Genomic DNA, 13,617 nt, shown 5'->3' on the forward strand with positions numbered 1-13,617 from the left:
ATCAGAAGAAAGTCCCGACCACCAGTTGCAGGTAAGCCCCGCTATCCCGGCTCCCCATCTGCGTCCCACCATTGCCCGCACTGCGCTCTGGCTTGTAGAACCCCACCAACGGGCTGATCAGCAGGTGCTCGTTGACCATCCATTCCACATACAGGTCCAGCTCGCGTCCACCGAGGTTGCCCTGGTCGGTGTCGAGCGTATCGAAGTCGAAGTACAACGCCCCCACCGTCAGGTTATCCCGGGGCTTGCCCTTGAGCGCCACGTGATGCACCTGGCTGTTGCTGTTGAACGGCCCGGCATAGTTGGCCGCCACTTCCCCCTGAAACCAGGTGCCGTAGCCTCGGCTCAGGCCATAGAACAGGGGATCGAAGTCCTCTGAAAAACGGCTGTAGCGATACGTGGCGGTGGGCGTCCAGGGCAGTTCCGAGAATGTCCAGTTACCTTCCAGGTACCAGGCGTCCTCGCGCCCGTCAGTGCGGTCCTGGGTAACGTACTCACCGGCCAGTTCCAGGTCTTTCACTCCCAGATTACCGCGCCCACGCAGGCTCACCGTGTCCATGCCATCGCGGTGTTCCAGGCCCATGATCTGCGCGTAACGTTGATCGACGTCCAGGCCGCGGATCCAGCTGAGGCCGACTGTGCCGGCGTCTGCGACATGCTCGATGTTGGTCACCGCCAGCGACGTATCGGCCTGGTAGTGATTATCGGATTTGAGCCATATCACGTCGCCACGCCAGCCGTGCTTACCGCCCAGGCGCAGCACCGCGGTGCGGTCGAAAGCCTTGCGCGCGGCCAGATAATAGGCGCCGCCGCGGTCGAAGTTGGCACCCAGGTCGACATTGCCCAGGTTGACCGGGTCACCCTGGATCAGGAATCCGTCACCCAAAGCCACCACCTGACGGCCACCGGAGATGTCCACGCCATCCTCGCCCAACGCAGGGAACAGATTGGCCGAACGCCAGCCCAGGTACAGGTCTTCGATGGCTGTACGGCGTTCGTCGCCGAGGGTCAGGCCAGCGGCATCGCCATCGCCCCAGGTGGCCGAACTCAGCAGGTTGAAAGCGCCATACAGGGCGCCGCTGTCGGCAAGCGCCTGGCTACCGCTGAGGCCGTACTTGACGTAGCCCTCGCGCCAGTTGCTGCTACCTGGTTGACGGTTGCCGGCCTGGTTGTAGCTCTCGTCGCTGTTGAAGATACCGAACAGCGCTTCGAGGTCGGCGCTCAAGGTAGTGCCGTTGTGATTGTAGAGTTCGTGGGCTTGGCTGAGCGGGGTGGCCAGCAGTAGGGCCAATGTGCAGGCGAGCGAGTGCCTCATGGTGTGCTCCATGTTTTCTTGTTGTTTTTTGAGTTGTCTGTGCTGGCCTCTTCGCGGGGCAAGCCCGCTCCCACAAAGACTGCGCAAACCCTGGTGGGAGCGGGCTTGCCCCGCGAAGAGGCCGAAACAGATTGAGGGTCAGAGCTTGATCAGCACCGATTTGAGTTCGGTGTAATGCTCGATTGCCGCCGCGCCCATCTCGCGGCCAACGCCGGACATCTTGTAGCCCCCGAACGGCAGGGCTGGGTCCAGGGCGCTGTGGCAGTTGACCCACACCGAGCCCGACTTGATGCGCGGGATCATCCGATGGACAGCAGCCAGGTCGTTCGACCAGATGCTGGCGCCCAGGCCGTAGGGGTTGTCGTTGGCCATGCCGATCACCTCGTCGAGATCATCGAACGGCATCGCCACCAGCACCGGCCCGAAGATCTCCTCCTGCACCAAGCGATGACGCTGGTCGACGTCGACGATCACCGTCGGCTTGACGAAATAACCCGGGCCAAAGCCTTCGCCGCCACAGGCAATGGTCGCGCCCAGTTCGCGGCCCAGTTCGATGTAACCGGTGACGCGGTCCTGCTGCTTGGCCGAGATCAGCGGCCCCATGTGCACGGCAGGGTCCAGGCCGCTGCCGAGCTTCATGCCGTCGGCGATACCGGCGATGTCCGCCACTACGTTGTCGAAGTGCTTGCGGTGCACGTACAGCCGGGAGCCGGCGCAGCACACCTGGCCCTGGTTGAAGAAGATCGCCGTGGCAGCACCGGCGGCGGCCTCCTGCAGGTTGGCGTCGGGCAGGACGATGGTCGGCGACTTGCCACCCAGCTCCAGGGTGACGCGGGTCATGTTGTCCATGGCCGCCTTGCCGATCAGCTTGCCGACCTCGGTGGAGCCGGTGAAGGTCAGCTTGTCCACGCCGGCGTGGCAGCTCAGCGCCGCGCCAGCGCCACTGCCGGTGCCAGTGATCACGTTGAATACCCCGGCCGGGTAGCCGGCCTCATCCACCAGTTCGGCAAGTTTGAGCGCAGTCAGCGGGGTTTCGTCAGCGGGCTTGAGCACCACGGTACAGCCGGTGGCCAGCGCCGGGCCGAGCTTCCAGCAGGCCAGCAGCAGTGGGAAGTTCCAGGCAACGATGGCACCCACCACTCCGACGGCCTCGCGGCGCACGAAACCATGGAACTGGTCGTTGGGCATCAACGGCATCGAGGCTTCGACGGTGCTACCCTCGATCTTGGTGGCCCAGCCGGCCATGTAGCGCAAGAAGTCGATGGCCAACTGCACGTCCATGACCTTGGCCACGGCGGCGCTCTTGCCGTTGTTCAGGCATTCCAGCTCGGCCAGCTGCTGCGCGTCGCGCTCCATCAGGTCGGCCAGGCGCCACAGCAAATTCTGCCGCTCGCGTGGGCGCACGCGGCTCCACGGCGAGTCGTCGAAAGCCTGGCGGGCGGCGCGCACGGCGCGGTCGACGTCTTCCAACTCGGCGGCGGGCACTTCGCCTAGCACCTCGCCGGTGGCCGGGTTGCGGAACGACAGGGTACGGCCACTGGCGGCGTCCTGCCAGTCGGCGCCGATGCGCATCTTCAGCTTGCGCTCGAGGAAGGCGCGGGTGGCGGGCAGGATGGGCAGGTCGGAAAGCATGGGGGCTGTGCCTCTTGTCATTGGATGTGGCGGGCACTGGCGCAATGGCCGTGCCAAACTCACCAAATGTGTGCAAGGTCTTGACTGCACTAGGTTTTGCTCTGATGCAAGGATGCAATTGCAGCGCTGCGCTGTTGCACATTGAGACGCTGTGAGACGGTGATTGAAACAGTGCCTGTCGCGGCCTCTTCGCGGGCAAGCCCGCTCCCACAGGGTCACCACATTGCCCTGTGGGAGCGGGCTTGCCCGCGAAGAGGCCTGCGCAGTTGGCGCTGTCTCAAGATGAAACACCCTGTCGCGAAATGGCACGCTCGAACGCGATTTGAGGAGGCGGCCACAGACCTGTTAGATCCACTAAGAAGCTGAAACACAACAACTTTTAAGCATGTGGCACAGTTTCTGTATCGCAACTGTCACATGCACACCTGCTGTACCAAAGCGTGCGAAAACCATAAGAACAACAACCGTGGAGGTCTGACCTTGAAGACGACTCGACTCCGGCGGCAGGCGGGCAAACTGGCGCTGGTCGCCGCCGCACTGCTGGGCACCCAGGCCATGGCGGCCGAGCAGGGCCCGAGCCTGTTGCAGAACAAGTGCATGGGGTGCCATATCCCCGAGGGCAACGATAGCTACAGCCGCATCAGCCATCAGCGCAAGACCCCCGAAGGCTGGCTGATGAGCATTGCTCGCATGCAGATCATGCACGGCCTGCAGATCAGCGACGACGACCGCCGCACCCTGGTCAAGTACCTGGCCGACAAGCAGGGCCTGGCGCCGAGTGAAACCGATGGCGTGCGTTACGCCATGGAGCGTCGGCTGAACACCGTAGAGCACTTCGACCCGCTGATCGGCGAAACCTGTGGCCGCTGCCACTCCGGTGCCCGGGTTGCCCTGCAGCGCCGCCCGGCGCAGGAGTGGGCGCACCTGGTCAATTTCCACCTCAGCCAGTGGCCATCGCTGGAATACCAGGCCCAGGCGCGTGACCGCGACTGGCTGGACATCGCCCTCAAGCAAGTGGTGCCGGAACTGGCCAAGCGCTACCCGCTGGAAGACGCGGCCTGGGCCGACTGGCAGAAGGCCAAACCCAAGGCCGAGACGCTGCCGGGGCAATGGTCGTTCAGCGGCCACATGCTGGCCAAAGGCGATGTGCGCGGGGTGATGACGGTCAGCCCCGACCAGGGCGATACCTTCAAGGTCGAAGTCAAGGGCGCCTACGCCGACGGAACGGCCTTCAATGGCACGGGTTCGGCGATTCTCTACAACGGCTACGAATGGCGTGGCAACGTCAAGGTCGGCGATGCCAACCTGCGTCAGGTGTTCGCCGCCCTGGATGGCGAGATGAAAGGCCGCATGTTCGAGGCTGAGCATGACGAGCGCGGGCTGGACTTCACGGCAGTGAAAGAGGGCAAGCCACGTCTGTTGGCAGTGCAGCCTGGGTTTATCAAGGCAGGCGGCGAAAGTGAGATTACCTTGGTCGGCAGTGACCTCAGCGGCAAGCCGGACCTGGGAGCAGGTGTAGAGGTGATCGAAGTATTGGAGCAGACCCCAACGCTGGTACGGGTCAAGGCACGTGCTGCCTCCGACGCCAAACCTGGCCAGCGTGAAGTCGCGGTCGGTACGTTGAAGGGCGGCAACCTCGCGGTCTACGACAAAGTCGAGGAAGTGAAGGTGGTGCCGGCATTCTCCATCGCCCGTATCGGCGAAAACGGCGCCTCGGTGCCAAAGGTGCAGGGGCGCTTCGAGGCCGAAGCCTGGGGCAAGGACGCCAGCGGCCAACCGCTGCGCATCGGCTACCTGCCGGCCACGTGGCAGGTCGAGCCGTTCAACGAACGGGCGGTCGAGGACGAAGACGTCAAGTTCGCCGGGCAGATGCAGGCAGACGGCGTGTTCGTGCCGGGCGGCGCAGGCCCGAACCCGGCGCGCAAGATGATGACCAACAACGCCGGCAACCTGAAAGTCATCGCCACCCTGGCTGACGGCGGGCAGCGTGGCGAGGGGCACATGATCGTCACCGTACAGCGCTGGAACAATCCGCCCTTGCCATAGGGGCCCGTTAGCAGACGCGTCAACCAACGGATCGATTATCAGGAGTCATCATGGGCGCACTACTGAACCTGGTCGAACGCAACCTGCACGAAGTGCAGGTTGATGCCGATCGCATGCTGTTCCATATCCCCAGCAGCTCGCTGTTCACCGCCGACGCGGTGACCGGGGGCATCATCGACACCCTGCGCCAGCAAGGCTGCTCCGCCGAGGAGCTGATGCAGCGCCTCGGCCAGCAGTTCGCCGGCAACGATATTCAGGAAACCCTGCACGAGCTGATCGCCCTGGAACTGGTCAGCGACGGCTCGCCGCTGACCCCGGAAATCGCCCTCAAGCAGGTCGAACGCACCGCGTTGAACACCGTGGTGCTCAACGTCAACACCGGCTGTAACCTCAGCTGCACCTACTGCTACAAGGAAGACTTGGACAAACCGTCCGCCGGCAAGAAGATGAGCGCTGCCACCGCCGAAGCTTCGGTTGAGATGCTGCTCAAGGAATCGCCCGATGAACAGCGCTACAGCGTGGTGTTCTTTGGTGGCGAGCCGTTGTCCAATCGGCCGTTGATCGAGCACATGGTCGCGTACTGCGAGCGGCGTTTCGCCGAAGCGGGCAAGCAGGTGGAGTTCATCATGACCACCAACGCGACCCTGCTCACCGAGGAGATCATCGACTGGCTCAACACCCACCGCTTCGGCCTGTCGATCAGTATCGACGGGCCCAAGACCGTACACGACCGCAACCGCATTACCGTGGGCGGGCAGGGCACCTATGACGTGGTGCGGCGCAAGGCCGACCTGTTGCTGTCGCGCTATACCAGCCGCCCGGTGGGCGCGCGGGTCACGCTGACCCGTGGCATCACCGACGTCGAAACCATCTGGAATCACCTGTTCAATGAAATGGGCTTCGCCGAAGTCGGCTTTGCTCCGGTCACCTCCGGTGACATGGCCGACTTCAACCTGACGGGTGAAGAGCTGGTGCAGGTATTCGCCAACATGAAGGCGCTTGGCCGCAAATACCTGGAGGCGGCGCTGGAACACCGCAACATCGGCTTCTCCAACCTGCACCAGCTGATTACCGACATCCACGAGGGCCACAAGAAAGCCTTGCCGTGTGGTGCCGGGTTGAAGATGCTGGCAGTGGACCATGAGGGCGAACTGAACCTTTGCCACCGCTTCACCGGCTCCAGCCTGCCGACCTTCGGCAACGTCCACCAGGGCGTGAAGCAGGCGCAGCTCAACGACTTCCTGTCCCAGCGCCTGGACCGCAGCAACACCGGCTGCGACAGCTGCCGCATCCGCAACCTGTGCTCCGGCGGCTGCTACCACGAGAGCTATGCGCGATACGGCGACCCCCAGCACCCGACCTACCACTACTGCGAGCTGATGCGTGACTGGGTCGACTTCGGCATCGAGGTCTACAGCCGCATCATGGCCGCCAACCCGGCCTTCATCGACCGCTACATCACCCCGCGGAAGGCGCATTGACATGAAGCACTTGAAGCCCCTGAACAACAAGGCGCGCATCCTTGAACAAGCCGCCGCCGAAGACCGTGTCGAGGAAGTCATGGCCATGAGCGCGGTGGCCGGCTGCACCGCCACCACCGACCCGGGTTGGGAAGTCGACGCCTTTGGCGGCGTCAGTTCGCTGTGCCAACCGATGGAAGCCGACCTGTACGGCTGCTCCGACCCTTGCTGGTGGCCGGCCCAGGTACCGGACATGATGAGCACCTACCAGGACTGGAACGCCCAGGCGACCAACTCCCAGGAAGACTGGCGCAACCTCGGCACCGTGTTCCCTAAAGACAAGTGACCGGCCCAACAAGAATGACAAGGGGAAACCGCATGAAACCTGGACTCTGCGCGCAACTCGCGCTCACCGTCGCCGCCACGGCATGCGCCTGGGCGGTACAGGCCGATGACACCGGGCCTGCGCTTACGGCCGGCAAGGAATACCTGATCGCCACCAACTACCCGAACAACCTGCACGTAGTGGATGTCGCCAGCGACACCCTGTACAAGAGCTGCCGCTTGCCCGACGCATTCGGCCCCGGCACTGCGATGATGGCGCCGGACAATCGCACGGCCTATGTGCTCAACAACCACTACGCCGATATCTACGGCATCGATCTGGACAGTTGCAAGACCACCTTCCACGCCAACCTGTCCAGCGTGCCGGGTGAGGTCGGCAAGTCGATGTACTCGTTCGCCATCAGCCCGGACGGCAAAGAGGTGTACGCCACGGTCAACCCCAGCCAACGCCTGAACGATCACTATGTGGTCAAGCCGCCGCGCCTGGAAGTGTTCCGCACGGCCGACGGTATCGATGCCAAGCCGGTACGCACCTTCCCGATGCCGCGTCAGGTCTACCTGATGCGCGCCGCTGATGACGGCAGCCTGTTCGTCGCAGGGCCGGATATCTACAAGATGGACGTCAACACCGGCAAGTACGCGGTGGCCTTGCCGCTGCGCAGTTGGAACCGCAAAGGCTACAGCGCGCCGGATGTGCTGTACTTCTGGCCGCACCAGAGCCCGCGCCATGAATTCTCGATGCTCTACACCATCGCCAAGTTCAAGGACGAGAAACAGGACCCCAACACCGCCGAGCTGCTGTACGGCTACCTGAGTGTCGACTTGAAAACCGGCAAGACCCATACCCAGGAGTTCGGCGACCTGACCGAGCTGTACTTCACCGGCCTGCGCTCGCCTAAAGACCCGAACCAGATCTACGGCGTGCTCAACCGTCTGGCCAAGTACGACATCAAGCAGCGTAAGCTGATCAAGGCGGCTAACCTTGAGCACACTTACTACTGCGTGACCTTCGACAAGAAGGGCGACAAGCTTTACCTGGGCGGCACCTTCAATGACCTGGCGGTGTTCGACCCGCAGACGCTGGAGAAGGTGAAGAACATCAAGTTGCCGGGTGGGGATATGTCGACCACTACGCCGCAGGTGTTTGTCAGGTAGTTCAGGGGTGGCCTTTTCGCGGGCAAGCCCGCTCCCACAGTGTCTTGCGCAAAGCCCTGTGGGAGCGGGCTTGCCCGCGAAAAGGCCGGTTCAATCGACACAAAAACAAGAGAACACCCATGCCCCAGCCAAGCTACTCCCAGGGCGACCAAGGCAAGCCCTTGCTCACCCACTGCATCGGCGACGCCTTCGACACCACCGTCGCCCGCTTCCCCGACCGTGAAGCGCTGGTCGTGCGCCACCAGGCACTGCGCTACACCTGGCGGCAACTGGCCGATGCCGTCGACCAGCACGCCCGCGCCCTCATGGCCCTCGGCGTGCAACCCGGCGATCGGCTGGGCATCTGGGCACCCAATTGCGCCGAGTGGTGCATCACCCAGTTCGCCAGCGCCAAGGTCGGCGCGATCCTGGTCAACATCAACCCCGCGTACCGCTCAAGCGAGCTGGATTACGCCCTGGGCCAGTCAGGCTGTCGCTGGGTCATCTGCGCCGACGCCTTCAAAACGTCGGATTACCACGCCATGCTGTTGAGCCTGATACCGGGCCTGGCGAAGGGCCAACCCGGCGCCTTGATCTGCGAGCGCTTCCCGGAGCTACGCGGGGTGGTGAGCCTTGCCGCAGCACCTCCCTCCGGTTTTTTGGCCTGGAACGATCTGCAAACCCGCGCCGCGGCGGTCAGCGTTGAAGCCTTGGCCGTGCGCCAGGCACAGTTGCAGCCCGGCGATCCGATCAACATCCAGTACACCTCCGGCACTACCGGTTTCCCCAAGGGCGCCACGCTCAGCCACAGCAATATCCTCAACAACGGCTACATGGTCGGCGAAAGCTTAGGCCTGACCGAGCACGACCGCCTGGTGGTACCGGTGCCGCTTTACCACTGTTTTGGTATGGTCATGGCCAACCTCGGGTGCATGACCCACGGCAGCACCCTGATCTACCCCAACGATGCCTTCGACCCGCTGGCCACCCTTCGCGCCGTGGCGCAGGAGAAAGCCACTGCGCTGTATGGCGTGCCCACCATGTTCATCGCCGAACTGGATCACCCGCAGCGCGGCGACTTCGACCTGTCGAGCCTGCGCACCGGGATCATGGCCGGTGCCACCTGCCCGATCGAAGTGATGCGCAGGGTGATCGACGAGATGCACATGGCCGAGGTACAGATCGCCTATGGCATGACCGAAACCAGCCCGGTGTCTTTGCAGACCGGGCCCGACGACGATCTGGAACGCCGGGTGACCAGCGTCGGTCGCACCCAGCCACGGCTGGAAAACAAAGTGATCGATGCCGACGGCAACACCCTGCCACGTGGCGAGATCGGCGAATTGTGCACCCGTGGCTACAGCGTCATGCTGGGCTACTGGAACAACCCCAAGGCCACTGCCGAAAGCATCGATGCCGAGGGCTGGATGCACACGGGTGACCTGGCGGTGATGGACGAGCAGGGGTATGTGCGCATCGTCGGGCGCAGCAAGGACATGATCATCCGCGGTGGTGAAAACATCTATCCAAGGGAGCTTGAGGAGTTCTTCTTCACCCACCCGGCCGTGGCCGATGTGCAGGTCATCGGCGTGCCGTGCAGCAAGTTCGGTGAGGAGATCGTCGCCTGGGTGCGGTTGCATCCGGGACATGTGGCCAGCGAGGAACAATTACGCGAGTGGGCGAGGGCGCGCATTGCGCACTTCAAGGTGCCCCGGTATTTCCGCTTCGTCGATGAATTCCCGATGACGGTGACCGGCAAGGTGCAGAAGTTCAGGATGCGCGAGATCAGTATCGAGGAACTGGCTATGGGTTAAGGTGATCAATGCGGGCCTCTTCGCGGGGCAAGCCCGCTCCCACATGGATCTGCGCCAGTATGGTGGGAGCGGGCTTGACCCGCGAAGAGGCCAGTGAACTCAACCACAAGCTCAGTGCTGCAGTAAATCCGGGCTATTGAAGTTGCTCAACCGAGGATCATCTTCGGCACATTCCAGCCCTTGCACCGGCTCCAGCAACAGCGCCTTCTGCAAACTCCGCTCACCCGCCGCCCAGGCCTGTTCCAGCACCGGCAGCAGCCTGCGCGGCAGCACGCTGAACATCGGTTGCCAATACCCGCACTGGCGCACCATGGCAGCACTGTCATGGCCCACCGCCAACCGCAGCAAATCGTCGATCAACCCCCGGTCGATCAGTGGCGCATCGCAGGCCAGCAGCACCACCCACTCGTGCCGCGCCGTCGCCAACCCGGCAATCACTCCAGCCAAAGGGCCTGGGAAGTCAGCTTCGTTGTCGGACACCAGCTGATCGGCAAATGGGCGGTAAAGGTCCTGGTTGCGATTGCAGGAAATCACCACATCGTCGCTGAGCGCCCGCACGGCCCGCTGCACATGCGCCACCAGCGGCTCACTCCGCCATTGCACCAGGCCTTTGTCACGCCCGCCCATGCGCTGGCCACGGCCACCGGCGAGGATGAGGATGGAGCAGGCGGGCAGGGGGGCAGTCATGAAAAAGGGTTCCGGGCAGTCGATGCCCGGAACCCTCTCATTCAACGCGATACTTGTCCAGTCAGGCTTCGCTGGCTTCGGTCTTATCGGTTCGAGCTTTCTTACGCGCTGCCAAACGCATCACCACCACAAAAAACACCGGCACAAACACCACCGCCAGCGTGGCGCTGAGCATCCCGCCAATCACCCCCGTGCCGATCGCCTGCTGGCTCGCCGAGCTGGCGCCGGTGGCGATGGCCAGCGGCACAACGCCAAGGATGAAGGCCAGCGAGGTCATGACGATCGGCCGCAAGCGCAGGCGCGCGGCCTGGATGGCAGCGTCGACGGCATCCACACCCTGGTCCACCAGGCTCTTGGCGAACTCGATGATGAGGATGGCATTCTTCGCTGACAGACCGATCAGGGTGATCAGGCCAACCTTGAAGAACACATCGTTGGGCATGCCGCGCAAGGTCACGGCCAGCACCGCGCCGAGCACACCGAGCGGCACCACCAGCAGCACGGCGGTGGGGATCGACCAACTTTCGTACAACGCCGCCAGGCACAGGAACACCACCAGCAGCGACAGCGCCATCAGCAGCGGTGCCTGGCTGCCGGACAGGCGCTCCTGCAGCGACAGACCGGTCCACTCCAGGCCGGCGCCTGCCGGCAATTTCGCGACCAGGCGCTCGACCTCGGCCATGGCTTCACCCGAGCTGTACCCTGCGGCCGGTTCGCCGGAGATCGACACCGCCGGGTAGCCGTTGTAGCGGGTCAGCTGCACCGGGCCGCTGACCCACTTGGCCTGGACGAAAGCACCCAGCGGGACCATCTTGCCGCTGCTGTTGCGTACGTGGATCTTCAACAGGTCTTCGACCTGGCTGCGCTGGTCGCCTTCGGCCTGCACCACCACCCGCTGCATGCGGCCCTGGTTGGGGAAGTCGTTGACGTAGTTGGAACCCACGGCGGTGTCCAGCACCGCGCCGATGTCAGCGAACGAGATACCCAGCGCGTTGGCCTGGCGACGGTCGATTTCCAGCTGCACCTGCGGGCTTTCGGCCAGCGACGCTTCGCGTACGTTGACCAGCACCTTGCTCGTATGGGCGCCGGCCAGCAGTTCGTCGCGGGCTGCCATCAGTGCCGCGTGGCCCATGCCGCCCCGGTCCTGCAAACGGAACTCGAAGCCCGTGGACTCGCCCAACCCGTCGATAGGTGGCGGCAGCACGGAGAACGCCACCGCATCCTTTATTTGCGAAAACGCCGCATTGGCCCGGTCGGCGATCGACTGGGCGCTGTCGTCGGCGCCGCGCTCGGACCAGTCCTTCAGGGTGGTAAAGGTCAGTGCCGCATTCTGCCCGCTGCCGGAGAAGCTGAACCCGAGAATCACCGTGGTGTTGCCCACGCCAGGTTCCTCGGCGTTGTGGGCCTCGATCTGCGCGGCGACCTGCTCGGTACGCATGCGGCTGGCACCCGGTGGCAGCTGGATGTCGGTGATCGTGTAGCCCTGGTCTTCGGTCGGCAAGAACGCCGTGGGCAGCTGACTGAAGCCGTAACCCAACACGGCCAGCAGCACGCCGTACACCAGCAGGTAGCGCCCGCTACGCTTCAGCGCCTGTACGACCCAGCGCTCATAGCCATTGCTCATGGATTCGAAACGGCGGTTGAACCAACCGAAGAAGCCCTTGCGTTCGTGATGCTCGCCTTTGGCTATCGGCTTGAGCAGGGTGGCGCACAGGGCCGGAGTCAGGCTCAGGGCGAGGAATGCCGAGAACAGGATCGATACGGCCATCGACAGCGAAAACTGCTGGTAGATGACGCCGACCGAACCTTTCATGAACGCCATCGGCAAGAACACCGCCACCAGTACCAGGGTAATGCCGATGATGGCCCCGCTGATCTGGCCCATGGCCTTGCGTGTGGCCGCCTTGGGTGGCAGGCCTTCCTCGGCCATGATCCGCTCGACGTTCTCCACCACGACGATGGCATCGTCGACCAGGATGCCGATGGCCAGCACCATGCCGAACAGGGTCAGCACGTTGACCGAGAAGCCCAGCGCCAGCATCACGGCGAAGGTGCCCATCAGCGCCACCGGCACCACCAGGGTCGGGATCAGCGTGTAGCGCAGGTTCTGCAGGAACAGGAACATCACCGCGAACACCAGCAGCATGGCCTCGAACAGGGTGCTGATGACCTGCTGGATCGAGACCTTGACGAATGGCGAGGTGTCATAGGGGATGTCGTATTTCACCCCCTCGGGGAAGTAGCCCGACAGCTCCTTCATCTTCGCCCGCACCAGGGTGGCGGTTTCCATGGCATTGGCGCCCGGCGCCAGCTGCACGCTGAAGGCGCTGGCGGGCTTGCCGTTCAAGCGTGTGCCGTACTGGTACTCCTGGGCACCGATCTCGACCCGGGCGACATCGCCGATGGTGACCGTCGAACCGTCCTGGTTCGCCCGCAGTACAATCGCGGTGAACTCTTCAGGAGTGCCCAGCTGACCTTTGACGACAACATTGGCGGTGATCTCCTGGGTACTGCGGGCGGGCAGGTCGCCGATGCTGCCGGGCGCTACCTGGGCGTTCTGCGCGGCGATGGCCTCGGCCACATCGTTGGGCGTGAGGTTGAAACCGATCAACTTGGCTGGGTCGATCCAGATCCGCATGGCCCGTTCGGAGCCGTACAGCTGAGCCTTGCCGACGCCCTTGAGGCGGCGGATTTCGTTCATCACGTTGCGCGCGAGTATGTCCGACAACGCGGTTTCATCCAGGCTGCCATCCTCTGACGTCAGGGTGCCGAGGAGCAGGAAACCGGTGGACACTTTTTCCACCTGTAGCCCCTGTTGGGTGACCGGGCGCGGCAGGCGCGACTCGACTACCTTCAAGCGGTTCTGCACATCGACCTGGGCCAGGTCCGGGTGGGTACCCGGCTCGAAGGTGGCGGTGATGGTGGCGCTGCCCAGGCTGCTCTGCGATTCGAAGTACAGCAGGTTGTCGGCGCCGTTGAGCTCCTGCTCGATCAGGCTGACCACGCTCTCGTCCATGGTCGCCGCCGAGGCGCCCGGGTACACGGCGTAGATCTCCACCTGCGGCGGCGCCACGTTGGGGTACTGGGCCACGGGCAACTGGGGGATGGCCAGGGCGCCTGCGAGCAGAATGAACAAGGCGACCACCCAGGCGAATACCGGGCGGTCGATGAAGAATTGCGGCAT

9 protein-coding genes are annotated in these 13,617 nt (G+C 63.6%); 5 read left to right on the forward strand and 4 right to left on the reverse strand.

The annotated features are described in order from the left end of the window. Position 1: 1 nt before the first annotated feature. Both ACZ6YA_RS18735 and ACZ6YA_RS18740 read right to left on the reverse strand, forming a co-directional pair. A complete protein-coding gene (locus ACZ6YA_RS18735; RefSeq protein WP_465898580.1) occupies positions 2-1,315 on the reverse strand; it encodes an alginate export family protein in 1,314 nt (437 codons plus the stop codon). A 138-nt stretch (positions 1,316-1,453) separates the two neighbouring features. Beyond that, a complete protein-coding gene (locus tag ACZ6YA_RS18740) occupies positions 1,454-2,947 on the reverse strand; it encodes an aldehyde dehydrogenase family protein (protein ID WP_465898581.1) in 1,494 nt (497 codons plus the stop codon). Positions 2,948-3,427: 480 nt separating this feature from the next. Between ACZ6YA_RS18740 and peaA the strand changes: the two genes are divergently transcribed. The 5 genes from peaA (at position 3,428) to ACZ6YA_RS18765 (ending at position 9,746) form a co-directional block, all read left to right on the forward strand. Further along, a complete protein-coding gene (peaA, locus tag ACZ6YA_RS18745; RefSeq protein ID WP_465898582.1) occupies positions 3,428-4,993 on the forward strand; it encodes a quinohemoprotein amine dehydrogenase subunit alpha in 1,566 nt (521 codons plus the stop codon). A gap of 50 nt (positions 4,994-5,043) precedes the next feature. Continuing rightward, positions 5,044-6,474, forward strand: coding sequence for a quinohemoprotein amine dehydrogenase maturation protein (gene peaB, locus ACZ6YA_RS18750; protein WP_465898583.1), 1,431 nt, complete (start codon positions 5,044-5,046; stop codon positions 6,472-6,474). Between the two features lies 1 nt (position 6,475). After that, entirely contained in the window at positions 6,476-6,799 is a 324-nt protein-coding gene (qhpC, locus tag ACZ6YA_RS18755; protein ID WP_176517541.1) for a quinohemoprotein amine dehydrogenase subunit gamma, read from the forward strand. Positions 6,800-6,831: 32 nt separating this feature from the next. Beyond that, positions 6,832-7,953: a quinohemoprotein amine dehydrogenase subunit beta gene (gene peaD / locus ACZ6YA_RS18760; protein WP_465898584.1), complete on the forward strand. Its 1,122-nt coding sequence runs from the start codon at positions 6,832-6,834 to the stop codon at positions 7,951-7,953. 119 nt (positions 7,954-8,072) lie between these two features. After that, complete coding sequence (locus ACZ6YA_RS18765) at positions 8,073-9,746, forward strand: fatty acid CoA ligase family protein (RefSeq protein WP_465898585.1); 1,674 nt, start codon at positions 8,073-8,075, stop codon at positions 9,744-9,746. 111 nt (positions 9,747-9,857) lie between these two features. Here ACZ6YA_RS18765 and mobA read toward each other — a convergent pair whose 3' ends face one another. Together mobA and ACZ6YA_RS18775 are read right to left on the reverse strand one after the other, a co-directional pair. Beyond that, complete coding sequence (gene mobA / locus ACZ6YA_RS18770; RefSeq protein ID WP_465898586.1) at positions 9,858-10,433, reverse strand: molybdenum cofactor guanylyltransferase MobA; 576 nt, start codon at positions 10,431-10,433, stop codon at positions 9,858-9,860. Positions 10,434-10,494: 61 nt separating this feature from the next. Beyond that, a complete protein-coding gene (locus ACZ6YA_RS18775; RefSeq protein WP_465898587.1) occupies positions 10,495-13,617 on the reverse strand; it encodes a multidrug efflux RND transporter permease subunit in 3,123 nt (1,040 codons plus the stop codon).

The sequence above is a fragment of the Pseudomonas sp. NPDC090752 genome, from assembly GCF_055584805.1.

Excerpts from the sequence above, each read along its gene's own strand:
- mobA (WP_465898586.1), bottom strand. The coding sequence starts at position 10,433 with ATGACTGCCCCCCTGCCCGCCTGCTCCATCCTCATCCTCGCCGGTGGC.
- peaD (WP_465898584.1), top strand. The coding sequence starts at position 6,832 with ATGAAACCTGGACTCTGCGCGCAACTCGCGCTCACCGTCGCCGCCACG.
- ACZ6YA_RS18740 (WP_465898581.1), bottom strand. The coding sequence starts at position 2,947 with ATGCTTTCCGACCTGCCCATCCTGCCCGCCACCCGCGCCTTCCTCGAG.
- ACZ6YA_RS18735 (WP_465898580.1), bottom strand. The coding sequence starts at position 1,315 with ATGAGGCACTCGCTCGCCTGCACATTGGCCCTACTGCTGGCCACCCCG.
- peaB (WP_465898583.1), top strand. The coding sequence starts at position 5,044 with ATGGGCGCACTACTGAACCTGGTCGAACGCAACCTGCACGAAGTGCAG.
- qhpC (WP_176517541.1), top strand. The coding sequence starts at position 6,476 with ATGAAGCACTTGAAGCCCCTGAACAACAAGGCGCGCATCCTTGAACAA.
- ACZ6YA_RS18775 (WP_465898587.1), bottom strand. The coding sequence starts at position 13,617 with ATGCCGCAATTCTTCATCGACCGCCCGGTATTCGCCTGGGTGGTCGCC.
- ACZ6YA_RS18765 (WP_465898585.1), top strand. The coding sequence starts at position 8,073 with ATGCCCCAGCCAAGCTACTCCCAGGGCGACCAAGGCAAGCCCTTGCTC.